Raw genomic sequence first — 25,686 nt, forward strand, 5'->3', positions numbered from 1 at the left:
ATAAAATAACTGTTTAGATAATCGTTTGGTTTTTGCCAAAGCTGCGATTGTAGTCTTTTAAAGTTTGGTTTTTCCGACGCCAGATCAATAGCCCAATCGCTCCAAAGAATAATAAAGCGGAAAGTGCTTGTGACACACGGATATCCCCAAATAAGTATAAACTATCGGTGCGCATTCCTTCAATAAAGAAGCGTCCGAACCCATACCAAATTAAGTAGCTCAAGAAAACTTCGCCTTCTTTTAATAACCCAGTTTTCTTGCGCAAGAAAATCAAAACGATAAATCCGATCACATTCCAAACCGATTCATAAAGAAACGTCGGCTGCCGATACGCTTCGTCGATATACATATTATCGATAATAAATTTCGGTATATACAAACTTTCTAAGAAGGAGCGGCTGACTTCGGCTCCAAATGCTTCATGATTCATGAAGTTGCCCCAACGCCCGATGCCTTGTGCCAATAGGACACTTGGTGCAGCGATATCTAAAAAGGTCCAGGGAGAAATAAAATTTCGTTGGCAGAAAAAGTACAGCCAAATCCCCCCGGCAATCAATGCACCGTAGATAGCGATCCCACCAGACCGAATATTGAAAATTTGACTCGGGTCATCAATGTAGTATTGCAAGTCAAATAGAATATAATAAAGCCGCGCACCAATGATCGATACTGGCAATCCAATCAACATAAAATCAGTCACATCATCTGGCTTGAGCCCGACACGAACCGCCTCTCTCGTACTTAACCACATAGCAATGATCACGCCTGATACGATAATGATCGCATACCAATAAATCGGCAAACCAAATAGTTCAAATGCGACTCGATTTACTAAACCTAACATCTATCTTATCCTCTCTAGTTTCCAGAATTTTCTTCGATCAATTGCGTCAATCGATTTTCAAAGGTCTTCGTTGCATCATAACCCATCGTTTTCGCCCGGAAATTCATGGCAGCAACTTCGATAATGATCGCAACATTTCGACCAGTTTTCACGGGGATTTTGATTTGTGGTACATCAACGCCACCAATTTCAACCGTCGTATCATCGGTTCCTAGTCGATCATACTTTTTGTCTTTCGCCCAAGCTTCTAAATACACCGCTACTTGAACCTGCATATACCCTCGTACGGCACTGGCACCAAAAAGATTCATGACATCGATGATCCCGATTCCCCGGATCTCGATCAAGTGTTGCAAGATTTTCGGCGGTTCCCCCACCAAAGTCAACTCATCTTGCTTATACACATCCACACGGTCATCAGCGATCAACCGATGCCCACGTTTGATCAACTCTAATGCTGTTTCGCTTTTACCAATTCCGCTATCGCCTTGGATCAAAACGCCCAAGCCATAGACATCCACTAATACCCCATGGACACTGGTTCTTGTTGCTAAACGCCCATCGAGAAAACTAGAAAGCTCTCCTTGCAGACGTGACGTTGAGATGGGCGAACGTAGAATCGTAATCTCATGTTCTTTGCAGGCTTGAATCATTTCTGCTGGTACTTCCAAGCCGCGAGAAACAATAAATCCCGGTGTATCATCGGCACACATTTTGCGCATCACCATCAAGCGTTCTTCTGGCATCATTCGTTCCGCAAAGGTGATCTCTTTGCTGCCGAATAATTGCAGACGATCATGGGAATAGTAATTAAAATAACCCGTCAATTCCAAACCAGGTCGGGAAATATCACCGGTAATGATTTCTCTTTCTAAACTGTTTTCAGTTCCTTCAACTATCTCTAAATTTAAAGCCTCCGCCAGCTCGCTGACTTTGACGGTTTCTGCCATAGGATTTCCCTCTTTTCTCAATGATTCTTGCCGCTGCTTCTTGTAAACGACACTCTGGTTCTATTTTATCATTCTATCAGTAAAGTTACTACCTTCGCCAATAGAAGTCCTCATTCTTTTTCGTTTGTGTTATTATTTTACTAAGGAGGGATTTTTAATGAAATTTTCAGCATACAAGTATCAACGCCCTGATTTTCCAGTTTATCAAGAAACATTCAAAAAAGCATTAGCAAACCTTCAGTCAGCCGATACCTTCTCGGAGGCGAAGCAAGCCCTTGATGCTTTGAACGAACTAAGAGGAACGATCGATACCGCAATGAACTTGGCTTCGATCCGCTATTCGATCGATACCAACGATGCCTTTTATGAAGCAGAAGACACCTTTTGGAATGAATACCAGCCTCATTTTGAAGCTCTGGATTTTCAATTCTATCAAGCACTCCTGGCTTCACCTGTCTTAGATGAATTAAAAGCCGAATATCCAGAAACACTTTTTTTATATGCCGAAAGCCGTGTGAAGCTTTTTGATGAGGCCTTGATCGAATTGTTTCAAAAAGAAAACCAATTGGCTTCTGATTACAGCAAATTGGTCGCTTCTGCCCAAATCGACTTCCAAGGAGAAACCTATACCCTCGCACAACTGCGACCATTTACCGAAAACAAAGATCGCGGTGTTCGAAAAGAAGCGTTTGAAAAACAAACGGCTTTCTTCACGGAAAATGAAGACCGTTTTGATCAAATTTATGACGAGATGGTCAAGGTTCGTACCGAGATCGCCCACAAGCTCGGCTTTGAAAATTATGTTGCCTTTGCGGATACCCAAATGAATCGTTGGGACTATGATCGTTCAATGATCGAGACCTATCGTCGGGAAATTTTAGAAAAAGTCGTCCCAATTACCCAAAAGCTGTACCAAAGACAGGCGCAGCGTAATCAATTGACTCAGGCAACCTTTACCGACTTGCCACTTGTTTATCCTAGTGGTAACGCAGAGCCTAAAGGAACTCCTGAAGAACTAGTAGAAAAAGCCCGTGTGATGTATCAGGAACTATCCCCTGAAACTGGCGAATTTTTTGATTTTATGGTCGAGCATGACCTACTTGATCTACTAAGCAAAAAAGGCAAACAATCTGGCGGCTACTGTACGTTTATCCAAGACTATCAATCGCCATTTATCTTTGCCAACTTTAACGGTACTTCGGGCGATGTCGATGTTTTGACCCACGAAGCTGGCCACGCCTTTCAAGCCTTTCGCTCTCGTTGGATCAAAGAACCGGAAATTCTCTTTCCCAATTATGAATCTTGCGAGATCCATTCAATGTCGATGGAGTTTATCGCCTGGCCATGGATGGATGCCTTTTTCGAAGAAGAAACAGAAAAATACAAATTTGCGCATCTTGCTAGCAGCCTGCAATTTCTGCCTTATGGCGTTTTAGTGGATCACTTCCAACAAGAGGTTTATGAGCATCCTGAGTGGTCACCAGCACAGCGCAAAGCCCGTTGGCGGGAATTAGAGCGCCAGTATTGCCCAGAACGGGATTATTCAGAATATCCTGACCTTGATCGTGGCTTGTATTGGTTCAGACAGGGGCATATTTTTGAATCACCTTTCTACTATATCGATTACACATTGGCACAAGTGTGTGCGTTCCAATTTTGGTATCGATTCATCGTGGCAAAAGACGAAACCGCTTGGCAAGATTATTTGGCCATTTGCGAAGTCGGCGGCACGAAAACATTTCTTGAGATCCTGGCTCTGGCTCATCTACGTTCACCTTTTGAAAAAGGAGCGCTTGATGAAACGTTACAGGCAGTAGATACGTATCTGTCAGCCATCAAAGAAGAACAGTTAAACTAAAAAAAGACGTTTCCGTTTCTCCACTAACTTCGTAGCTAGTAGGAGAAAACGTGAAACGTCTTTTTAACGTGAATATTTTTCGATATGGTGTTCGGTCACGATCATATTGATCACTGACATGATCAGTGCCACTAATAAAGCAGCCCCAAACGAGGAAAAGCCGAAGTTGGCTGACCCAACAAAATACGAAGTCAAATTCAACATGAGCGCATTGATCACAAAGGTGAAAAACCCAAGCGTCAGTAAAGTCAATGGAAATGAAATGACGATCAGAATTGGTTTAATCAAAGCATTCAGGATCGACAGTACAAAACTGGCGATCACTGCAGTCATAATGCTTTGAACGTGGATCATATTTGGTAATAGAACCGCCAATGTGACAAACGTCAGTGTATTCATGATAAGCCGTTGAAAATAAGACACTAGAAGTCACTCCAGTCCTCATCCTCTACCTTTTCCGCTTCTTTACGGGGACGATTTGCTTCATTGTATTTGTTTTGTTTGTAATATCGATTGTCATGACCATATCCTGAGGTGCTCTTGCGTCCTGAAGGAATCAAGACCGCCATGATGATATATAAAGTGATTCCAGGGAACCCAGCAGTCACTAAAGATAGAAAGACATAGATCACGCGAACGATAGTTGGATCGATTCGCAAGTATTCTGCCAGACCCCCTAGAGTCCCTGTAATGACGACGTTATTGGCTGATTTTGTTAATTTTTTGTTCATTTATCTACACCTTCCTTCTTTTCTTTAATGAGTGTATACTCAACTATTCTTATTTATCTGTATCTTTGATAAAGACATTTCCTGTTGTTGTGGATAGATCGATTTGTGCGACTTTATCGGCAACCCGACGGAATTGCAATAGTTGGTTTAGGCGTTCTTTTTTCTCCCGTACAACTTCCATCTCACTTAAGCGATTGTTAATGCTACCTAAACTTGTTTTGGCGATCCCTTCAAAACCGATCCCTGCAGGTAATGCTACTTTAACATTGCCATTTACAGAGCTGGCGTTTAATTTTTGGACCGTTTCTTCTTTGTAGGTCACACGGATATTGCCGTTTACTAAAGAAATACCGGTGTTTTGTGGTGTGGCTGTCAACGTCACGTCGCCATTCACTGTTTCGATGATGGCATCTAAAATCTCACCCTCTTGAACAGTGATCGTTCCATTCACGCCTTCAATCTCTAACATCGATGCGTTTACTTTGCGGAAATCGATATTGCCATTTGTTGATTTTGTATAAACATCTTTTGCATCCAATTCATTGAATGTAACATTTCCGTTCAATAGTTTTACTGCCACATGATCATAGGTACGTTTTGGTAAATAGAAAACCAGATCGGCACGAATGCGTTTGTTTGGAATTTGGAAGGAGATGCGTTCATCATCAACATTGATTTGGCTTCTTGCTTCAAAAGCATCGAAAGGCTCCGCCGCATCCATTTTACCATATAGTTTGATTTTGGCATCTACTTTGACACCTGGTTCATCCCATAATTGGAAGGAAACATTGCCGTTGGCTAACTTCACATCGATCAATGTCGCTGCCGTTTCGTCATAGCTGAATGTGTGTTCAAATTTCGTCGCTGCAACACCGGGAACTTTCAAGTTGATATCTTTCCATTCCATGTTGTCGTTAACAGAATCCGTTACTGCTCGAACCGTTTTCTTCAAGAAGTGTCCGAAGTGGGTGCTGGCATCGACCATTTTTTCACTTACTTGATTGATAGTATCGGTCGCTTGCTCTTTCCAATCTTCTGGAATATCTAATTTTTGAGAGATTTTCTCTTTCGTTTGAGACCATTGGTCTTTGCGAATATTTTTTAGTTTTGCTTCCAATTCTGCTTTTTCTTCGGTTAAGCCATCTAAAGTTTCTTCTAAGCCAGTAATGGTCGCTTCTGTTTCATGACGTGTTGCCAATTCCTCTTCTGACAATTGATCCAATTCTTCTTTGGTATTCAATTGCATCAGAGTTTCTTGCGCTTCTTTTAATTCTTCTTTGACGCCAAGAATTTCAGCATTGATTTCGTCCAACTCAGCAGATGCTTGGTTGGCTTCCGTTGCTAAGCCATCAAGAATCTTTTCAAGATTTTCTTTGTCTTGCGCTTCGTTTTGACGAAGTTTTTCTTCGCCGTCAAACGTGAACATCTCATCGTCATTTTCAGTATCATCAAATGGGCTTGTCGCATTCTTATCCGCGGTTACCTCAGCAGCAGCTTTGTTAATTTGTTTTTCGTCTTTGGCTTTTGCCATACCTTCTAGTAAATCTAAGGCTTCTTCTGTAGAAAGCACACCTTTTTTTACTAGATCCAATATACGTTCTCTTTCGTTCATGGAAATTGCCTCCTTCAGCAAATGTGTGATTGCAAGTTTAGCTTACGAACCTATTATGCCTTGTTTTTGCAAAAGTGTCATAGGTCTTAAGTACCAAGTTTTTCTCAATCTGCAGATTGGCAAGCAGAACCGGCACTTTTCTTCATTACTTTAGGCACAAAACGATCTTCCTTATCTTAACAGTACCACGAAAAACCATTGGAAACAAAAGTTTCAGCTAATAGCAGCCTTGAGGAATAGGCCTGCTAGAGTAAATGATCTATTGTTCATTTCACTGCGGGTCGGGGATGAAAAGAGCAGAAGGTTCAACTTGAAAAATTCGGTTACGATAGAATCGATTTCCATTGTCCATCTTTAGGGAAGCCATTTTATAATTTGTCTATCTTGTTCACGTCATCTATTTCAGTGATTCTTCCAAATCAAAAAGACCGCCGAGAGAAGTTACTCCTTAAAGGTCAACTTCTTTCGGCGGTCTGTCCCATCTCTTTTAAAAGAGATAAGTGATCAAGAACCTAAGCTGGTTTCTTAAATCATTTCCGTACGGTTTGTATTCAATTCACTGATTTTTCCAGTAGCAAGATACACGATCCATTCACAAATATTCGTTACGTAGTCACCGATACGTTCTAAGTACTGTGCAACAGATAAATAATCGGTTCCACTAACAACGGTTTCCGGATTTTCTTTCATACTCTCGATCGTTTTGTAATAGATGTCTTTGTAATACTCATTGACCCGATCATCCATTTGGGCGATCATACGGGCATCTTCTTGGTCAGTTTTTACATAGGCAACTAAAACATTATCGACCATTTTCTTCACATAATCCGACATATCAGAAATTTCTTTTTCGATTTCGGCGATCCGTGTTTCACCTTTGACCCGAATCGTTGACTTCGCGATCGATACTGCATGGTCTCCCATTCGTTCCAAGTCAGAGCTGGCTTTCATTACAGTAATGATCATTCGTAGATCGGTGGTTACTGGTTGTTGCAAAGCAATCATTTCAAAGCTCTTTTTCTCCAAACGAACTTCCATATTGTTGATCGCCAAATCATTTTCAATCACTTCTTGAGCAATTGCTTTATCATGTCTGACATATGCTCGTACGGATTTGTGGATCGCGCTGCTGACTAGCATCCCCATCTCATAAAATTGATTGTGTAGATTTAATAATTCTTCTTCAAACTGTGTACGCAACATCCCTTTTCCTCCTAACCAAATCTTCCTGAGATATAATCTTCTGTTTCTTTTTTGCTTGGACTTAGGAACACTTTTTTCGTGTCATTAAACTCGATCAAGTTGCCGTCCAAAAAGAACGCGGTTTTATCTGAGATTCTTGAAGCTTGTGACATGTTGTGAGTCACGATGATCATGGTATAGCGTTCTTTCAGTGCCAAAAGGGTATTCTCGATTTTCCCAGATGAAATTGGGTCTAACGCACTGGTTGGTTCATCCAGCAAAATGATTTCTGGATCGACAGCCAATACCCGAGCGATGCATACCCGCTGCTGTTGTCCACCGGATAAAGATAGCGCACTTTGGTGAAGCTTATCTTTGACATCTTCCCAGACAGACGCTGCTTTCAAGCTTTCCTCTACCGTCTTATCAAGAATCGCCTTGTCCGTGACTCCTTTTAATTTTAACCCATAAATCACATTTTCGTAAATTGAAAAGGGAAATGGATTCGGTTGCTGAAAAACCATCCCGATTTCTTTACGCAAATCAACGATGTCTTGCTTCGGACTATAAATGTCTTTCCCTTTATAGACAACACTTCCTGTAATTGTCACACCAGGGATCAAATCATTCATTCGATTAAGAGAACGCAAGTAGGTCGATTTCCCACAACCTGAAGGACCGATCATCGCAGTGATCTCGCCTTTTTTGATGGAAAGGTCGATTCCTTTTAATGCTTCTTTTTTTCCGTAGTATAAATGCAGATCTTTCGATGTAATAATTTCTTCTGCCATTGTTTTGCCTCCGTTTACTGATCGAATCGGCTCAGCCAAAATGACCGGATACGTAATCTTCTGTTGCTTTAATTTTTGGACGAGTAAATATCTTACGGGTCTCATCGTACTCGATCGCATTTCCTAAGTAGAAAAAGGCGGTATAATCGCTGATCCGAGCAGCTTGCTGCATGTTGTGGGTCACGATGATGATTGAATAGTCGTTTTTCAAGTTGATAAGAGTTTCTTCCACTGTCCCGGTTGAGATGGGGTCAAGGGCACTAGCTGGTTCATCTAGAAGCAAAATATCTGGTTTCATCGCAATTGCTCGAGCGATACACAGACGTTGCTGCTGTCCACCGGACAATGCCAAAGCACTTTTGTCTAAGCTGTCCTTTACTTGATCCCAAAGTGCGGCTTGTTTCAAGCTGGTTTCGACTGCTTCATCCAATTTCTTTTTGTTTCTTTCTCCATGACGTCGCAAAGCAAAGGCGATGTTGTCATAGATCGATTTACTGAAAGGGTTTGGTCGTTGGAAAACCATGCCGATCCGCTTACGCATTTCGAAGACATCGACTTCTTTTGTGTTCACGTCGACCCCTTTGTACATTATGTTTCCTGTGACTCTCGTATTTGCGATTCCGTCATTCATTCGATTCAAGGAACGCAGATACGTTGATTTTCCGCAACCAGAGGGACCGATCAATGCGGTGATTTTATTCTTTTCAAATTGTAGATCAATGCCTTTGATGGCTTCATTTGATCCATACCATACATGCAAGTCAGTGGTATAAAGCGCCACATCTTCTGGTTTATCGAAGGTAATGATATTTCGATCATCCCAATTGTAATCGTTCATACTGTCATTCTCCTTATGCTGACGTCATTTTCTTGTACAACCGTTTGCCAGCTGCACGGGCGCCAAAGTTAAATAGCAAGACGGCAATGATCAATACTGCCGAAGCTCCAGCTGAAACTTGTGCGCCATCAGGCATCGTGCCCTCTGTATTGATTTTCCAAATATGGACTGCCAGCGTCTCCGCTTGTCGGAAAAGACCGATCGGGCTGGAAACACTCAATGGATTCCAGTTTGTAAAATCAAGGGCCGGTGCACTTTGTCCTGCAGTATAGATCAGCGCTGCTGCTTCACCAAAAATCCGACCAGAACTTAGAATGACCCCAGTCAAAATCCCTGGTGTTGCTTCTGGAACAATGATGCGTGTGACCGTTTCCCAACGTGACAAACCAAGAGACAAGCCTGCTTCACGTTGCGTGTAATGAATTGCTTGAAGTGATTCTTCTACATTTCTCGTCAATAGTGGCAAATTGAAGAAGGTCAATGCCAAGGCACCAGAAATAATTGAAAAGCCATAACCAAACTGAATAACAAAGACTAAGAAACCAAAGAGACCGACAACCACTGAAGGCAGTGAGCTCAAGATCTCGATCGATGTCCGAATGATATCCGTCAACCAGTTTTTCTTTGCATACTCTGATAAGTAGATCCCCGCTCCTAAAGAAATCGGGAAGCTAATGATCATTGTTACTAAAAGCAAATAAAGGGAATTGAACAATTGGATGCCGATCCCGCCGCCTTCTTGATACGCTTTTGAAGAAGAGGTCAGAAATTCCCAGCTAATGTGAGGAACCCCCCGAACCAAAATGTACAGTAATAAGGAAGCCAAAATCAAAACAATGATTCCAGCAACGGCATACAAGACGCCGGTAGCAATTTTATCTGAACGTTTTGCATTCATTATTTCAAGGCTCCTTTCTTCCCAATAAAGCGAATAACAATGTTAAATAGTAAGGACATCAATAACAAGATCAAGGCTAATGACCATAAAACATTATTTTGGACTGTCCCCATGATCGTATTTCCGATACCCATCGTTAGGATAGAAGTCAATGTTGAAGCTGGTGTCACTAAGCTAGTTGGCATCAATGCCGCATTACCAATAACCATTTGAATCGCCAATGCTTCACCAAACGCCCGCGCCATTCCAAAAACAACCGCTGTTAAAATACCAGGAACAGCTGCTCGTAAAACAACTTTGTAAATCGTTTGCCAGCGAGTCGCACCTAAAGCTAACGAAGCTTCACGATAATGCCGTGGAACTGCCCGCAAAGCGTCGACAGTCATCGTAGTCACTGTCGGTAAGATCATGATAAACAGGACAAACGTCCCTGCCAAGATCCCAAAACCAGTACCGCCAAAAACGGAGCGGACTGCTGGTACAACGACAGACAAACCGATGAAACCATAAACAACTGAAGGGATACCGACTAAAAGTTCGATGACCGGCTGCAAGATCTTCTCTCCATTACGAGGTGAGATTTCTACCATAAAGACGGCTGCACCGATGGCAAAAGGTGTTGCCACGATCGCTGATAAGAACGTTACGAAGAACGATCCTAGAATCATCGGCAAGGCACCAACTAACGGTTGTCCATCAGGTCCCACAGCACTCGGATTCCATTGGGTACCAAACAAAAAGTCAAACACATTGACTTTGTCTACAAAGAATGTCGCTAATCCTCGGCTAGCAACGAAATAAAAAATGGAGATCACAACCAAAACAATCAACGCGATACAAAGAAAACTGATTAGTTTTCCTCTTTGTTCCATTCTTGCGCGCTTAGATTTTTTTGTTAACACTTCTTTTACATTTTCCACGAGGGTTCCTCCTCAAAAATCAAACTAAACTCATAACCATTAGTTTATCGGTTCAACATCAATTTCTGTTAAAGCTTGTGTAAATTTTGTGTAAAGATTATTCAACAATGTTGCCTTCCCAGTCTCTTTCCACCTGCATGATGGAAATTGGAATATAGCCTAGATCCCCAACGATATGCTCTTGGACTTCGTCAGAAAGCATATATTCTAAAAACTCAGCAGTTAATCCGGTTGGTTCTCCTTTTGTATACATATGCTCATACGCCCAAACTTTCCAATCATTCGTCGTCACATTTTCAATCGTAGGTTCAACGCCATCAATTGAAAGGACATTGACTTCATCAGTCACATAAGAAAATGCAACGTAGCTAATAGCCCCTGGTGTATCAGAAACGATCGAGCGTACCATCCCACTAGAATCTTGCTCTTGAGAAGGAATAGCGGTTTCGCCATCCATGATCCATTTTTCAAACGTGCTTCTCGTACCACTACCTGTCGCCCGGTTCAATAAAACGATCGGCAGATCATTTCCACCGACTTCGCTCCAATTGGTGATCTTTCCTAAGAAGATATTTTTTAGATCTTCTGTGGAAATGTCTGTGATACCAACTCCTTTGTTAACGATTGGTGTGATTCCCACCGTTGCCACCCGATGATCAACAAGGGCATCAGCATCGATTCCTGGCTTTTCTTCCGCAAACAAATCAGAATTTCCGATATCGACTGCACCGGCTTGGACTTGACTTAGTCCGGTTCCGCTTCCGCCTCCTTGGACATTGATGAACCGTCCTGGATTTGAGTTTTGAAATTCTTCTGCAACTGTTTCTACTAGCGGCTGCAAAGCAGAGGAACCGACTGCGGTGATCGATTCTCCTCTATCTGCCCAGCTTGCACATCCTGAGAGTAAAATAACCAATCCGATAATAGGACTTAGAAGTTTAAATTTTTTCATCATAACGCTCCTTGTACTTTCGTAAGTCATTGATCTTAAAAATCAATTATTTTCATTTTACCATTAGTTGAATTTAATGAAAATTATTATTTGCTTTTTTTTCTGGAACAGCGTCCGTTCGTTTATTTAAAACGCTTTTTTTCTTTTTCAAAATAACTGTTTCGTAAAAAAAATGACAGAATTTCTTAATTAAATTACGTGCATCCAGAAGGTATGCTATGCCTGTCTCTTATACACATCTAGATGTGTATAAGAGACAGGTACTTTCGTAAGTCATTGATCTTAAAAATCAATTATTTTCATTTTACCATTAGTTGAATTTAATGAAAATTATTATTTGCTTTTTTTTCTGGAACAGCGTCCGTTCGTTTATTTAAAACGCTTTTTTTCTTTTTCAAAATAACTGTTTCGTAAAAAAAATGACAGAATTTCTTAATTAAATTACGTGCATCCAGAAGGTATGCTATGCTATACTGTGAGAGGAAACGTATTTTAAAAGAACATAATTATTAATCTTGCTTCCCCAATCAAGTACAATATGTTGTTATGTTCAGCGTTTTCACGATTTCATCAACATTTCCCCAAAATGTCTGTTGAATCGAAACGGCAGAAAGAAGCATTTCTATGCATCTTCTGCCGTCTTTTTTTACTCTAATTCACTTAGCCACGCAGCCATCTGCTCAACGATGGCTTTTTGCTGTGCTTCATTTGATAAATCAGCGGCGGCTTCTCCTTTTTGTAACCCATAGGTACCAAAGCCAGCATGATTGCCGCCTTCGATCGTTTGGAACGTGGTAGATTCTGGAAGGAAGCTGCGGGCAGCTTGCCAATTTTCTTGATTGACCACCTGATCTTGACTCCCTGTCAACGATAGCACAGAAATCGACTGATCAGCCAAAGACCCTTTTTCATCGGGATAGCTTGCGAAGAAAAAGACCCCTTTTAAATCCTTGTCGTTTGCAGCCAATTGATTCGCTGCAAAACGGCTCGCCATTACCCCACCTAATGAATGACCACCAATGACATAGGAGTTATGGGGAATTTCTTTCAAGACCTCTTCTGCACGATTGCCTGATAAAACAGCCATGTTAAAGGGCATTTTAACGATCGCGACAGGATAGCCTTTTTCCGCTAAACCTGCTGCCCATACACTATAGCTTTCCGCATCGACAAGGGCGCCGGGATAGAAAATGACCAATGGCTTTTCTTCATCTCCAGCAAAATAAAGGACATTCCCCTCATCTTCTGCCTCTTTCGCAGCTGTGACTGCAGCATCAACTGCTGGGTAGTGTAGTTGTTGCCAACCGATCCAACCGGCAATAGTTAAAATAACAACGGTGACCAATACACCAATCAAAACTTTTGTTCTTTTTCTCATCATATCCTCCTGCAAAAAAGAAGATCAGGAAAGGATGGCAGACGAAACTTGCTGGTCCATCATCTCCTGAATCTTTCTACGAATGTTTCCCAATTTTTATCGGTGTGCAAGTGCCAATAGTTCTCGTGCATGTTCGATCGTTAAATCGGTGATTTCTGCACCTGAGAGCATACGGGCGATCTCTGCCACCCGTTCTTCTTTAGATAGTTTACGGACGTGGGTTTCTGTCCGTCCTTCTTGAATTGCTTTTTCAATAAAATATTGATTATCCGCTACAGCAGCTACTTGCGGCAAGTGAGTGATACACAAAACTTGCGAATTGGCTGCGATCTTGGCGATTTTTTCAGCAATTGCTTGGGCTACTCGGCCACTGACCCCAGTATCAACTTCGTCAAAAACAATACTGGTGATTCCTTGTTTCCGAGAGAAAATTGATTTGAGGGCCAGTAAGATCCGTGAAAGTTCTCCCCCAGAAGCAACCCGCACCAACGGCTTCATGCCTTCACCAGGATTTGTGGTCAAATAAAATTCTACGGTGTCAAATCCGCTGCTACTCAATTGTTTTGAGCCAGGTGCAAACCGTACTTCAAATTGTGCGTGCTCCATATACAGCTCTTTTAACTCTTGAACGATTTCTTTTTCTAAACGATGAGCCAGTTCACGTCGTTTGACGTGCAAGGCTTCCGCCAGCTGCCAAACTGCTTCAGCTTTTTGGGCAAGCTCTTCTTCTAATTGCTCCAACTGACCTTCTGTATAGGCAGACTCGCTGATTTCTTTACTGATCTCATCATAGTAAGCAAGAATCACAGGAATCGACTCCCCGTATTTGCGCTTCAATTGACGAATCGTTTCCAGCCGCGAAATGACTTCTTCCAGTCGGCCTTCATCTAATTCAAGATTGTCGACTTGCCGCGAAATATCAGTAGCTGCATCTTGCAACAAGTAATACGCACTTTGGATCACTTCACTGATTTTTTCGTATGCCGGATCAAGATGGGCGATTGACTGGATCTCGGATAAAGCTACACTGACCCCATCTAGGCTATTGACTTCTTCGGCAGATAAGGCACCATAGCTTTGCCCTAGAGCATCCACGATTTTTTGATAATTGGTCAGTTTTTCTCGTTCATCGATCAGCAGTTCTTCTTCATTTTCCATCAATTCTGCTTGGGCGATTTCTTCTTGTTGAAAACGCAACATGTCCATTCGCTGGACATATAGCTGTTCATTTTCTTGAATGGTCCTGACGTGTTTTTCTAAAGAGCGATAGCTTTGATAGGCTTGACGGTAATCCGCAAGCTCCGCTTTAAAGCTATCATCCCCAAACCCATCCATCAAGGTCAAATGTTTTTCTGGCTGCAGCAGCTCTTGATGCTCATTTTGTCCTTGGATATCGACCAAGAATAAACCGATTTGACGCAAAACCGACAAGGTAACGGTTCGACCATTGACACGACAAATATTTTTCCCCGATTGAGAGATATCTCGTTGTACGATCAAAACTTCTTCTTCATCAATACCTAAATCTGCGGTCAAGTCTTTGAACTCCTGCTGATTCGGCCATTCGAAGATCCCTTCTAAACGGCATTTCTCTGCTCCTTGACGCAAATAGTCGCTGGAACCTCTACCGCCTGCTAGCAAACCCATCGCATCGATAATAATTGATTTCCCGGCACCTGTCTCACCTGTCAGTGCCGTCATTCCCTCATGGAAAGATAAGTGCAAGTTGGAAATAATCGCAAAATTTTGGATCGACAATTCTAAAAGCATCCCTTGCCTCCTCTTCTAAACGTAACGTTGGAAATCCCTGAATAGGTTCTCGGTATCTGCTTCTGTTCTAGTGATCATCAAGACGTTGTCATCATCGTTTAACGTGCCAAATAATTCCTTGGCATAACGTTTATCGATTAAATTCGCCAAAGCCGAGGCATTGCCGGGCAGTGTGCGCAGGATCACAAATTTGTCCATTCGATCGACAGAAACAAAAGCCGTTTTTAGGATTTTATCTAGTTTACCACTCACGTCTTCCGTTGTCTCTTGCGGGATACTGTAGCGATAGCCACCTTTTTGGGAAGGAACTTTCACTAACTTCAATTCCTTGATATCTCTTGATATGGTTGCTTGTGTGACTGAGACGCCGCGATCTTTTAACAACTCGACAAAATCTTCTTGTTTCTGAATATCTTGTTCACTTAACAATCGTGTAATCAAGCGATGCCGTTCTTTTTTTCTCATCTCTTGTTCCTCCTGAATGAATTCCTACTAATTTTATCCTATTTTGCGCAAGAAAGAAAGAGAGCCGACAAGTAAAATGTCCACTCTCTTCCATTCTTTATTTTGGTTGATGAAAGGTCTCATGTGCTGATGCAACAACTTTCGGGATATCGATCCCTGCTGCGGTACCTTCTTGCAGGCTTTTCTTTAAATGTACGATAAACTCGATATTCCCTTCGCCACCAGTGATTGGTGAAAAACTTAGGTTTAAGACATCGAAGTTTGTTTTCTTAGCAAATGCTAGTACTTCCTCCAAAACTCGTTCATGGGTTTTGGGATCACGAACGATCCCATTTTTCCCGACTGCTTCTTTGCCCGCTTCAAATTGCGGTTTAATCAGCGCCATCACTTCGCCATCCGCTACCAAAATATCATACAGCGGGGGTAAAATCAGTTTAAGTGAAATAAAAGAAACATCGATCGTAGCGGCATCTGGAAGACCGTCTAAAAAATCAGTTGGTTTTGCATAACGGAAGTTGACCCGCTCCATTACGATCACTCGCTCATCTTGCCGCAGCTTCCAGGCTAACTGATTGTAACCGACATCCAATGCATAGCTTTTTTTGGCACCATTTTGCAATGCCGCATCAGTAAAACCACCGGTGGATGCGCCGATGTCTAACATGATTTTATCGGTTACGTCAAAATCAAAGACTTTGAGTGTTTTTTCTAACTTGAGACCACCACGAGAAACATAAGGCAGCTTTTTGCCTTTGATCTGCAGCAGTGTATCTGCGGCAATTTTTTCTCCCGGCTTATCTAGGCGCTCATTATTTTTTTCTTTGTACACCAATCCAGCCATCACTCCCCGTTTGGCTTGCTCGCGGGTCTCAAACAGGCCTTGCTGGACAGCTAAAACATCTACTCGTTCTTTCTTCATGCGTTCCCTCGAATCTCAAATCGTTCCACAAATGCCAACAAAACATCCGGCGTAAATTGACCGTATTGACTTAATTGCGCCAGAATTTCTTTGGCCTTGCCTAATTCTTCTGTCAAGGCTTGCTGCGCGCCTGCTAAGCCAAGTAAAGCAGGATAGGTACTTTTCGCCAATTCGTCATCTCGACGGACAACTTTGCCTAGCTCTTCGGTCGTACTAGTGGCATCCAGCAGATCGTCGCGAATTTGAAAGGCTAACCCAATATGCTGGGCAAAGCGATCCAATTCATGCAGAACTTCTTCCGTCTGGTCGGCTAAGACACCTCCAGCAATCACCGCAAAGCGGATCAATTCTCCAGTTTTCCGTTCATGAATGGACATCAGTTCCTCAAGACTAAGGGCTTGGTTTTCTCCTTGAATATCAGCTGCTTGGCCGGCGACCATGCCTTGTGTTCCCGCCGCTTTACTCAATTGCTGCAGCAGCAAGACTTTTTGATTGGCTTCGATCTCCGCCATAGCGACTAATTGAAATGCAGCCGTCAAAAGACCATCTCCAGCTAAAATCGCTAAAGCTTCACCAAAAACCTTATGGTTGGTAGGTTTGCCTCGACGCAGATCATCGTTGTCCATTGCTGGAAGATCATCATGGATCAGCGAATACGTATGCACCATTTCTAGGGCTGCCGCACACTGGTACACCGCGGTATTGACGGGTTTGTGAAAAGCGGCGACTGTTGCTGCCAATAAAAGCGGGCGAATACGTTTGCCGCCAGCTTGGATCGAATACTGCATGCTTTTAAACAATCGTTGATCAGAGGTGTGTTCTTTGACAAAGCGCTCCATGACTTCTTCAATCAATGGGGCGTGTTCTTTTGTGAATTCTGTTAAAGCACTCATTGGTTTTCCTCTTCAAAAGGCACTTCTTCGTTAGATTCTGTCATCATTTTTGTTAAGGACTTTTCTGCTTTACTCAAAGTGTCCTTGCATTGCTTACTCAAAACCATCCCTTTTTGAAAAGCATCTAGTGCCTCTTCTAAGGGAACATCCCCTTGTTCCAAACGGGTTACAATTTGTTCTAATTCTTGTAATGATTCTTCAAATGTTGGATTTGCCATGATTAACTCCTTCTGTACTAATAACTTCGACAAGTGCTTGGCCATCTTGGTAATGGATCGTCAGCTGGTCTTCTGGCTCGATCGTATCAATCGATTTGATCACCTGCTCATTTTTCGTGGTATAGCTGTAGCCCCGACCCATGATTTTCAGTGGGCTTAGCAAATCAAGAGATTGGACTGCATTTGCAAATTGATTTTCTTTTGCTGCATAAATATCTTTCATAGCTTTCATTAAGCGTTGGGAAAGATAACTGACCTCTTGGTTACTAGCTTGCAATCGCGCTTTTGGTTGTTGTTGTGCTAAACGTGAAATCAATTGCTGTGCATGGCGATCCTTGTCATAAAGCAAGGTTTGCAGACCTTGCTGCATCCGCTGCTGCAACTGATCGAGTTTGATGGACTGTGCCTCATACAAGCGCTCTGGTTGTCGAAAAACATATGATCCAATCACTCGCTGATAGCGTTCTTGTTTGTACTGGATCTGGTGCATAAAAGCTTGCTCTAATCGGGCTTGTCTTTCTTCGATCCGCAAAATCTCTTCTGATAGGACGGGCACTGCTAATTCGGCAGCTGCGGTCGGAGTTGCCGCCCGCACATCCGCCACTAAATCGGCAATTGTCGTATCAGTTTCATGCCCCACTGAAGAAATAACGGGGGTTTTTGCGTCAAAAATGGCTCTTGCCACTCGTTCTTCATTGAAAGGCCAGAGGTCCTCAATCGACCCACCCCCACGTCCGATGATCATAGTATCAAAGGTACCATCGGCTTCGACTCGTTGGATATTTTTCACCACATCATCCGCGGCTTTGTTGCCTTGTACCACGGTTGGATACAAAACGATCTGAGCAATGGGATAACGCCGCTGGGTCGTCGTGATGATATCTCTGATCACCGCCCCACTAGGACTGGTCAAGACTGCGATGCGTTTCGGGTATTTCGGCAACGACTGCTTCGGTGCAGAAAATAATCCTTCCGCTGCCAATTTCTGCTTTAATTGTTCATAGGCTTGATAAAGGGCACCGACACCGTCTGGTTCCATGTGATCGATCACCATCTGGTAATTTCCGCTTGCCTCATACAAGGTGATACGTCCAACCGCCATGACTTTCATGCCCTCTTCTGGTTGAAAGCGCAGCTTGTCAAAAGCGCCCTTGAACATGACGGTCGAAATTTTTGCACCATCATCCTTTAAACTAAAGTATTGGTGATTGGGGCGACGACGAAAATTAGAGATCTCCCCCGTCAAATAAACCCGCTCTAAATACGGATCGACGTCAAACTTACGCTTGATATATTTTGTTAATGCGGTCACCGTTAAATATTCTTGCGCCATTTAGTTTTTCATTGTCTCCTTTGCTGCCTCGATCGTTTGGGCCATCAACATCGTGATCGTCATTGGTCCTACACCTCTAGGTACCGGGGTGATATAGCTAGCGATCGGTTCGACTTCATCAAATTTCACATCGCCGATCAACTTGCCATTGGCATCCCGATTCATTCCTACATCGATCACCACGGCCCCTTCTTTTACGAAGTCTTTTGTGACAAAATGACCGCGGCCGATCGCCACGACTAAAATGTCCGCTTGCTTCGCTAACTCAGGCAGATTTTTGGTTTTTGAATGAGCAATAGTCACGGTGGCATTTGCCCCTAAGAGCAAGTGCGCCATCGGTTTTCCGACAATGTTGCTGCGGCCGATAACTAAAGCATTTTTCCCTTCCAATTCGATCCCATACGCAGCAAACATTTTCATGATGCCATAAGGGGTACAAGGAATTCGGTCAGGTACACCGGCAAATAATTTTCCTAAATTGATTGGATGAAAACCGTCGACATCTTTTTCCGGTTTGATGGCTAACAGCACTTTTTCTTCATTGATATGTTTTGGCAAAGGAAGTTGAACCAAAATGCCGTGAAAGGCATCATCGTTATTGAACTGTTCGATTTCTGCTAATAATTCTGCCTCAGTAATGGATTCAGGATAGCGGGCAACACGGGAATTGATGCCGATTTTCGCCGCAGCTAGTTCTTTATTTTTCACATAAGTCTGGCTTGCTTTGTCTTCTCCAACAAGTAAAACAACTAATCCCGGTGTCACACCCTGCTCTTTTAGTGTTGCTGTCTCTGAAAGAAACGCCGCTTGCATTTTTTCAGCCAATTCTTTTCCATTGATCAATGTACCCATTCTGACAACTCCTCCAACCTGATTATACTGACTTATTTTGTAAAAAGAAACGCACCAATCGTTTGTCGATCTGCTTCTTCATGTTTTCTATCATAGCATTTTCTGAAAAGAAAAACACCGTCTAAGGCTCCCTTTTTTCGGAAAAAACGAGGTCAAACCGACAAAGTGTATGCAAAAAAACCGAACGATCAAGCAGGACCGTCAAAACAAGGCGGTTGCTCATAAATCGTTCGGTTTCTGCCTCGATCGAATAAAGGCTGTTTTCTTTTGTTCGATAGTGTTAAGGCTGAAAACTACTCACTTACTTGGTTGTTTTTTGTTTCTAGCTCTTGATTGACTGTCGATAAAATACCGTTGACAAACTTTCTTGACTGATCGTCACTAAAGGTTTTCGCTAATTCGATCGCTTCATTCAAAGCCACACGATTCGGCACATTATCCACATAGATCATTTCATACAAAGCGATTCGTAAAATCGTCACGTCCATTTTTGATAAACGCTGGATTTTCCAACCGGCTTTTAGATGACTTTGAATGACTTCATCCAAGGCTTCTTTGTAATGACAGACACCTGCCACTAATTGATCTAAATAAACAGGGACAAAATGCTCTTGTTCTTCATCAATCAATTCATGGTGTTCCAACTCGATGGCATGCATGATGGCATCTTGTTTCGTTAAATCTTTGTTAAAGTCTAGTGGAAATAAAGCTTGTAACGCCATTTTCCGTATTTCATGCCGTGATAATTCTTTACTCATTTTCTTCCTCGTCGTTTCCAAATAATTCTTCGATGTCTGGTAAATCTACTTTTTCTGGCACGACTGCCACAACATGAACATTTACTTCAGCCAGTTGCACATCTGTCATAAATAAGACTTGCTGTTTGACCCGTTCTTGGATCTCCATTGCCACTTTAGGCACTGACATCCCATAAGTGATATAGCAGTAGATATCCACTTTGATCCCTGTTTCATCGATCGTTAAGTAGACTCCTTTGCCATGAGCTGCGCGGCCTAGTAATTCAGTGACACTGTTTGCCAGTGTTCCTCGCATCCCATAGACACCTTCCACTTTAGAAGCAGCGATCCCAATAATGATCTCGATCACTTCTGGCGCGATGACGATTTCGCCTAATTCAGGACTTGCATTTAATACAAGGTTTTTATCTTCATTCATACGTTTTTGCCTCCATTCTAAACAGCTGTACCGTATTGTTTGTAAAAAAATCGCTCGTTTTTTCCGTTTGAAGCAAGCCAGCGCTTGATTCAATCAATAACATCCATGGCACAGTGTTTCTTCTCGCTCTAAGTTTATCATTTTCTGCACTGAGAATCTATAATAACCCACTATTCTCAATGAATTTTCTGAAAAACAAGGTCGATGAATCAGAGAATGATCAATTCTTTCGGTGAATGTGTCAACACTTTATTACCAGTTTCAGTGATCAAAAGATCATCCTCGATACGAACGCCGCCAATTCCTGGAAGATAGATGCCTGGTTCATCTGTAATGACGTTTCCGACAACAAATGCTTTATCAGCACGGAAGGAGACATTTGGTCCTTCGTGTATTTCTAAACCAATCCCATGGCCTGTTGAATGACCAAAAGCATCCCCGTAGCCAAAGGAAGCTATGTGATCCCGGGCGATCGCATCTAGCTCAATTCCGGTCATTCCAGGTTTTGCTGCTGCCAAGACTTTTTCTTGTGCTTCTAGCACGATTTGATAGATTTCTTTCAATTTATCGCCAGGATCCCCCACAGCAAAAGTTCTGGTCATATCAGACACATAGCCTTGATAGTAACAGCCAAAGTCTAACGTGATCAGATCGCCTTGTTCAATCACTTTTTCACTGGCAACCCCATGGGGCATTGCTGAACGAAGACCACTGGCCACAATCGTTTCAAAAGATACGCTTGTGGCACCTAATGAACGCATAAAGAAATCTAACTGATTCGCCACTTCGATTTCGGTCATCCCTGGGCGGATCATTTTCAAAATATGTTCGAACCCTTGATCGGCGATATGGCAGGCTTGTTGGATCAATGCGATCTCTTCCTCATCTTTGACTTCCCGCAATGCCTCGATCATACCAGATACAGGAGCTAATGAGGATTCCTCAATCAAGTCTTCTAAGACGGAGTATTCAGCAAAGCTGACGAAACTTTCTTCAAATGCTAAGACATTGATTTCTTCCTTTTGGCAGATAGTTGCAACTTCTTCAAAAATCGGTCCACTACTTTTTACGATCTCAAATCCTTGGGCTTGGGCAGCTGCTTGCTCTGTATATCGGAAATCAGTTACAAAAAAAGCTTTGTCCAACGTAATGACTGCTAAACCAGTTGTACCAGTAAAGTTTGTCAAGTAACGCAAATTGTATGGGCTGGTGATCAAGAACCCATCAATCGAATCTTTTCTCATTGCTTCACGTAATTTTTCAACTCTTAACATGTATCGTTCCCTACTTTCTTGTTCTATACGATAGTATTATAACAAACTTCCAGAAAAAGCGGAAAGTAAGCGAAAAGTTTTCTAAAAAATCAAACAATACGAACCTAAAGAATGGTGTTTTAAAAAGACTCTAGTTGGCTCTCTCGTTGTTCTTTTCTAGATAACTTTAATCCACAAAAAAAGCAACCCAATCAACGGATTGCTTCTTTGATAATTATCTTTTACGTCCCAAAAAGAATGATACGACAGCCACGAAAATGACTGCCCCAATGATTGCTGGCACGATTGCCATTCCTGCCACTTGCGGTCCCCAAGTGCCGAATAAGCCTTGTCCGATTGATGCGCCCACAAGTCCTGCCACGATATCAAAAATGCAACCGCGTTTTTCTCCTGCGATGGCGCCACCGATTGAACCGATGACCGCTCCCACGATCAATGTCCATAAAAAGTGCATAATAACCCCTCCTAAACTTTCTTATAAAAAGGGTAACATATTGAGAATCAATTGGAAAAACATATGCTCTCTTGTTATTTTCTACGGGTAATTGCCCGTTTCAAGATATCGAAAAATCCAAGAGAATGGACCATATGATCTGGGTCAACGTATTCGCGAATTGCCCGCAGAACTTTTTTTGGTTCTTTTGATGAGAAGGTATATGTCCCATTCTTTTTGGTCCGAATCGCATACCGTGGGATCCAGCGTCCTTTGAACAAGACCGAAGCGATCACATAGTCGACATCTTCCCAAGGAATTTGAATAAACTTGCGTTTGTCACGATCATTATAAAACTCAAAGGCATTATCGCCGATCATTATTTTGCCGTATTCATTGATACCTAAAAAAGACGTAGCATCGATCGTCAAATCAACTTTTGTATTAAGGGATTGTACCATTTGCGCTTACTCCATTCTATATCGTCTTATCGTTACCTATTATACGTGTTTGCGGCATGTTTGGCGAATAAATAAAAAGATGCTTGGGTCTCCCCAAGCACCTATCATTGAAAAGATTATAACAATCCGATCAAGTGTCCACCGATACCGACTAAGAATAGACCGATAATAATGACGATTGGAGAAACTTTTTTCTTCAATAACCACATACATAATAAAGTAAGCAATAGTGCAGCTAAACCAGGAATCAATTGATCCAAGTTGTTTTGCAATGTTGTTACTTTTGTATCAGTCAATGCACGGCCTTCAGCTACTTGTTGGAAGGCTTGTTGCAAACCAGCTGAACCAGAAGGCAAGTTCGCCCAGTCGACATAAGCACCTTCATCAAGCGGTACGCTTGAGACAACTGGTGCAAAGGAAATCGATACCCAACGTTGAACAAGTGACCCTAATACGAACATCCCTAAAATAGAAGCACCTTTTGTTACATCTTGTAGCAAACCACCTGAAAGGTCATCTGTGATTTTAGAACCAGCACGGTAGCCGAATTCTTGTGTGTACCACATAAATGCCCAACGGATGATGTTCCAAGCAACGAAGAAGATGATTGGGCCTAAGATGTTTCCGCCTAAAGCAAGAGAAGCACCTAATGCACCTAACATCGGACGTACAGTAAACCAGAACACAGGGTCACCGACACCGGCTAAAGGACCCATCATCCCAACTTTTACCCCTTGGATCGCTACGTCATCGACAGGCGCGCCATTGGCACGTTCTTCTTCTAACGCTAAAGTTACACCTAAGATTGGTGATGCGATATATGGGTGAGTATTAAAGAATTCTAAGTGACGCTTCAAAGCAGCGGCACGGTCTTCTTTTGTTTTGTATAATTTTTTGATTGCTGGAATCATTGAGAATGCCCAACCACCATTTTGCATACGTTCATAGTTCCATGAACCTTGAATGAAGGTAGAGCGCCATGCTACGGCTAAACGATCTTTTTTATTTAATTGAATTTTTTCTGCCATTTTTTTCTCCTCCTTCGATTCTAATAGTCATTCAAGATATCGCCTAGAGGGTCGCCAGTGTTGCTGCCGCCGCCTCCATTTGATGATCCGCCCATTTTAGTTAGGTTCAAGTAGATCAATGCGATTGCTACTGCCAAGGCACCGATAGCGATCAATGTCAATTGAGAGATAGCTGCGATTACGAAACCGATAATAAAGAATGGCCATACTTCGCGAGTTGCCATCATGTTGATAACCATTGCGTAACCAACGGCAACAACCATACCACCACCGATAGCCATACCATCAGTTAACCATGCAGGCATTGATTCTAAGAAGTTTTGAACAGTTGCAGCAGGGATAGCCAACAATGCAGCTGCAGGAATCGCAATACGAACCCCTTGCATACATACAGCGATCACGTGCCACATTTCGATTTTACGAATGTTGCCTTCTTCAGCAGCAGCATCCATAAAGTGAACGATTGGCACAGCCAATGTACGAACGATCATTGTCAAGAACAACCCAGCAACAGCTAGAGGGATCGCAACGGCAATCGCTGTATCAACACCAGCAGTTCCTTGTCCACCTAAAACTAAAATAATTGCAGATGCGACAGACGCCAATGCAGCATCAGGTGCAACAGCGGCACCGATATTTGCCCATCCAAGTGCGATCATTTGTAATGATCCGCCCAAAATGATACATGCTTCCAAATTACCGGTCACTAAACCGATCAAAGTACACGCGATTAGCGGTTGATGGAATTGGAATTCATCCAAGATCCCTTCCATACCAGCTAAAAAGGCAACGAGTACTACTAATACCATAGATATAATAGTCATGATAGACCTCCTATTTAGTTGAATACGTTTCTATTTATTTGCCAATTCATTTTTGGCTTTGCGTAAGATTTCATCCATGTTGTCTCGAGAGTCATTTGGTACTTTACGCACATCGAATTTGATGCCGCGTTCTTTCAAATCTTCAAATGTATTCACATCATCTGTACCCATCGACAATACTTTACTTACAACAACTTTCCCAACAGAGTGAGCCATTGAACCAACGTTCACTTCAGTAATATCAACGCCACCTTCAACAGCACGTAATACATCTTGTGGGTTTTCAAATAATAGTAAAGCTTTCGTATTCCCGAAACGAGGGTCTTTAGAAACTTCAATCATTTTGTCCACTGGAATGACGTTCGCTTTTACTCCTGGAGGAGCTGCTTGTTCGATCAGTTTTTTACGCAAGTCATCTTTTGCCACCGCGTCAGAAACAACGATGATCCGAGATGGATTCACTGATTTTGTCCAAGCTGTAGCAACTTGACCATGCAACAAACGTGAATCGACACGAGCAAGTACGATTTTGATTTTGCCATCGCCTAGAACAGTTCCCGGAGGAAGTGATCCTTTAGGTTGATCGTCTTGCACTGCTTTTGGTGCTGAAGCTTCTTCTGGTTCAAGTTCTTCTGGTTTGACCTTGACCCCTTCTTTAGCTGTTTCAACGATATGCGCAGCAATTTCATGCGCTGTATTCATTGAAAAACGTGAAGCATAGGCTTCGATCACCATTGGTAAATTCATACCAGCAACGATTGCCCATTTGTCTTTGTGATCTTCAAACAAGCTGTTCGCTTGGTTGAAAGGAGTACCACCCCAAAGATCAACTAAGAATAATACTTCTTCTTGATCGTCAAATGTAGCAATTGCTTCTTGCATTTTTGCCTTGATGTCATCTGGACCTTCACTTGGCATCAATGTAACAGCTTTAACATTTTCTTGTTCGCCGAAGATCATTGAACCAGATTGCAAAATGCCGTTAGCAAATTCTCCATGACTTGCTAGGATAATTCCTACCATCTTTTTACCTCCTATATCAAAATTGAAAAATGTGACACGAATACGAAAGAAAAAACAACATCG

At 42.3% G+C, this 25,686-nt stretch carries 28 protein-coding genes; 1 reads left to right on the forward strand and 27 read right to left on the reverse strand.

Features of this window, described 5'->3' with window-relative positions; genetic code table 11:
* Positions 1 to 13: 13 nt before the first annotated feature.
* Positions 14 to 844 carry a prolipoprotein diacylglyceryl transferase gene (gene lgt / locus A5877_RS01820; RefSeq protein WP_005235390.1) on the reverse strand — a complete coding sequence of 277 codons (831 nt, stop codon included), beginning with the start codon at positions 842 to 844 and terminating at the stop codon, positions 14 to 16.
* A gap of 14 nt (positions 845 to 858) precedes the next feature.
* Positions 859 to 1,794 carry an HPr(Ser) kinase/phosphatase gene (gene hprK, locus A5877_RS01825; RefSeq protein WP_005235388.1) on the reverse strand — a complete coding sequence of 312 codons (936 nt, stop codon included), beginning with the start codon at positions 1,792 to 1,794 and terminating at the stop codon, positions 859 to 861.
* A 157-nt stretch (positions 1,795 to 1,951) separates the two neighbouring features.
* On the opposite strand from hprK, the gene A5877_RS01830 reads away from it, so the two are divergent.
* The gene (locus tag A5877_RS01830; protein WP_005235386.1) at positions 1,952 to 3,652 is read left to right on the forward strand and encodes a M3 family oligoendopeptidase; all 1,701 of its coding nucleotides are present in this window, start codon (positions 1,952 to 1,954) and stop codon (positions 3,650 to 3,652) included.
* Between the two features lie 63 nt (positions 3,653 to 3,715).
* On the opposite strand, the gene A5877_RS01835 is transcribed toward A5877_RS01830, so the two are convergent.
* The 25 genes from A5877_RS01835 to A5877_RS01955 form a co-directional block, all read right to left on the reverse strand.
* Complete coding sequence (locus A5877_RS01835; RefSeq protein WP_005225788.1) at positions 3,716 to 4,075, reverse strand: phage holin family protein; 360 nt, start codon at positions 4,073 to 4,075, stop codon at positions 3,716 to 3,718.
* The gene (locus A5877_RS01840; protein ID WP_005235384.1) at positions 4,075 to 4,383 is read right to left on the reverse strand and encodes a PspC domain-containing protein; all 309 of its coding nucleotides are present in this window, start codon (positions 4,381 to 4,383) and stop codon (positions 4,075 to 4,077) included. Before A5877_RS01840 ends, A5877_RS01835 begins: the two co-directional genes overlap by 1 nt.
* Positions 4,384 to 4,432: 49 nt before the next feature.
* Entirely contained in the window at positions 4,433 to 5,995 is a 1,563-nt protein-coding gene (gene liaX, locus A5877_RS01845; protein ID WP_016612240.1) for a daptomycin-sensing surface protein LiaX, read from the reverse strand.
* A gap of 525 nt (positions 5,996 to 6,520) precedes the next feature.
* On the reverse strand, positions 6,521 to 7,198 hold the full coding sequence (gene phoU, locus A5877_RS01850) for a phosphate signaling complex protein PhoU (RefSeq protein ID WP_008378477.1): 678 nt from the start codon (positions 7,196 to 7,198) through the stop codon (positions 6,521 to 6,523).
* Positions 7,199 to 7,209: 11 nt separating this feature from the next.
* Positions 7,210 to 7,968, reverse strand: a complete 759-nt coding sequence (gene pstB / locus A5877_RS01855) for a phosphate ABC transporter ATP-binding protein PstB (RefSeq protein WP_005235379.1) — start codon at positions 7,966 to 7,968, stop codon at positions 7,210 to 7,212.
* A gap of 31 nt (positions 7,969 to 7,999) precedes the next feature.
* A complete protein-coding gene (gene pstB / locus A5877_RS01860; RefSeq protein ID WP_005225783.1) occupies positions 8,000 to 8,806 on the reverse strand; it encodes a phosphate ABC transporter ATP-binding protein PstB in 807 nt (268 codons plus the stop codon).
* A 13-nt stretch (positions 8,807 to 8,819) separates the two neighbouring features.
* Positions 8,820 to 9,704: a phosphate ABC transporter permease PstA gene (pstA, locus tag A5877_RS01865; RefSeq protein ID WP_008378478.1), complete on the reverse strand. Its 885-nt coding sequence runs from the start codon at positions 9,702 to 9,704 to the stop codon at positions 8,820 to 8,822.
* Positions 9,704 to 10,624, reverse strand: a complete 921-nt coding sequence (gene pstC / locus A5877_RS01870; RefSeq protein WP_005235375.1) for a phosphate ABC transporter permease subunit PstC — start codon at positions 10,622 to 10,624, stop codon at positions 9,704 to 9,706. Before pstC ends, pstA begins: the two co-directional genes overlap by 1 nt.
* A gap of 97 nt (positions 10,625 to 10,721) precedes the next feature.
* Entirely contained in the window at positions 10,722 to 11,576 is an 855-nt protein-coding gene (locus A5877_RS01875; RefSeq protein ID WP_008378479.1) for a phosphate ABC transporter substrate-binding protein PstS, read from the reverse strand.
* A gap of 646 nt (positions 11,577 to 12,222) precedes the next feature.
* The gene (locus A5877_RS01880) at positions 12,223 to 12,954 is read right to left on the reverse strand and encodes an alpha/beta hydrolase (protein ID WP_008378480.1); all 732 of its coding nucleotides are present in this window, start codon (positions 12,952 to 12,954) and stop codon (positions 12,223 to 12,225) included.
* Positions 12,955 to 13,050: 96 nt separating this feature from the next.
* Positions 13,051 to 14,724, reverse strand: a complete 1,674-nt coding sequence (gene recN, locus A5877_RS01885) for a DNA repair protein RecN (protein WP_005235363.1) — start codon at positions 14,722 to 14,724, stop codon at positions 13,051 to 13,053.
* A 15-nt stretch (positions 14,725 to 14,739) separates the two neighbouring features.
* Positions 14,740 to 15,189 (reverse strand): arginine repressor, encoded by a 450-nt coding sequence (gene argR, locus A5877_RS01890; protein ID WP_005235362.1) that lies wholly within the window; start codon positions 15,187 to 15,189, stop codon positions 14,740 to 14,742.
* A gap of 97 nt (positions 15,190 to 15,286) precedes the next feature.
* The gene (locus A5877_RS01895) at positions 15,287 to 16,108 is read right to left on the reverse strand and encodes a TlyA family RNA methyltransferase (RefSeq protein WP_086316229.1); all 822 of its coding nucleotides are present in this window, start codon (positions 16,106 to 16,108) and stop codon (positions 15,287 to 15,289) included.
* On the reverse strand, positions 16,105 to 17,001 hold the full coding sequence (locus A5877_RS01900) for a polyprenyl synthetase family protein (protein ID WP_005235358.1): 897 nt from the start codon (positions 16,999 to 17,001) through the stop codon (positions 16,105 to 16,107). Before A5877_RS01900 ends, A5877_RS01895 begins: the two co-directional genes overlap by 4 nt.
* Entirely contained in the window at positions 16,998 to 17,219 is a 222-nt protein-coding gene (locus tag A5877_RS01905) for an exodeoxyribonuclease VII small subunit (protein ID WP_005235356.1), read from the reverse strand. Before A5877_RS01905 ends, A5877_RS01900 begins: the two co-directional genes overlap by 4 nt.
* Entirely contained in the window at positions 17,200 to 18,552 is a 1,353-nt protein-coding gene (gene xseA, locus A5877_RS01910) for an exodeoxyribonuclease VII large subunit (protein WP_005235354.1), read from the reverse strand. The genes A5877_RS01905 and xseA overlap by 20 nt, the downstream gene beginning before the upstream one ends.
* Positions 18,553 to 19,404: a bifunctional methylenetetrahydrofolate dehydrogenase/methenyltetrahydrofolate cyclohydrolase gene (locus A5877_RS01915; protein ID WP_005235351.1), complete on the reverse strand. Its 852-nt coding sequence runs from the start codon at positions 19,402 to 19,404 to the stop codon at positions 18,553 to 18,555.
* Positions 19,405 to 19,697: 293 nt separating this feature from the next.
* A complete protein-coding gene (nusB, locus tag A5877_RS01920; protein ID WP_005235350.1) occupies positions 19,698 to 20,162 on the reverse strand; it encodes a transcription antitermination factor NusB in 465 nt (154 codons plus the stop codon).
* Positions 20,155 to 20,580: an Asp23/Gls24 family envelope stress response protein gene (locus tag A5877_RS01925; protein WP_005225770.1), complete on the reverse strand. Its 426-nt coding sequence runs from the start codon at positions 20,578 to 20,580 to the stop codon at positions 20,155 to 20,157. The genes nusB and A5877_RS01925 overlap by 8 nt, the downstream gene beginning before the upstream one ends.
* A 209-nt stretch (positions 20,581 to 20,789) precedes the next feature.
* Positions 20,790 to 21,854, reverse strand: a complete 1,065-nt coding sequence (locus A5877_RS01930) for a Xaa-Pro peptidase family protein (protein ID WP_086316230.1) — start codon at positions 21,852 to 21,854, stop codon at positions 20,790 to 20,792.
* Positions 21,855 to 22,068: 214 nt separating this feature from the next.
* On the reverse strand, positions 22,069 to 22,308 hold the full coding sequence (locus tag A5877_RS01935) for a GlsB/YeaQ/YmgE family stress response membrane protein (RefSeq protein WP_005225767.1): 240 nt from the start codon (positions 22,306 to 22,308) through the stop codon (positions 22,069 to 22,071).
* A 74-nt stretch (positions 22,309 to 22,382) separates the two neighbouring features.
* Positions 22,383 to 22,748: a DUF956 family protein gene (locus tag A5877_RS01940; RefSeq protein WP_005235348.1), complete on the reverse strand. Its 366-nt coding sequence runs from the start codon at positions 22,746 to 22,748 to the stop codon at positions 22,383 to 22,385.
* A 116-nt stretch (positions 22,749 to 22,864) separates the two neighbouring features.
* Positions 22,865 to 23,776, reverse strand: coding sequence for a PTS system mannose/fructose/sorbose family transporter subunit IID (locus A5877_RS01945; RefSeq protein ID WP_005235347.1), 912 nt, complete (start codon positions 23,774 to 23,776; stop codon positions 22,865 to 22,867).
* A 20-nt stretch (positions 23,777 to 23,796) separates the two neighbouring features.
* A complete protein-coding gene (locus tag A5877_RS01950; RefSeq protein WP_008378492.1) occupies positions 23,797 to 24,600 on the reverse strand; it encodes a PTS mannose/fructose/sorbose transporter subunit IIC in 804 nt (267 codons plus the stop codon).
* A gap of 30 nt (positions 24,601 to 24,630) precedes the next feature.
* Complete coding sequence (locus A5877_RS01955) at positions 24,631 to 25,623, reverse strand: mannose/fructose/sorbose PTS transporter subunit IIA (RefSeq protein ID WP_008378493.1); 993 nt, start codon at positions 25,621 to 25,623, stop codon at positions 24,631 to 24,633.
* Positions 25,624 to 25,686 lie beyond the last annotated feature (63 nt).

This window comes from Enterococcus sp. 3C7_DIV0644 (genome assembly GCF_002141235.1).
GTDB lineage: Bacteria > Bacillota > Bacilli > Lactobacillales > Enterococcaceae > Enterococcus_D > Enterococcus_D entomosocium.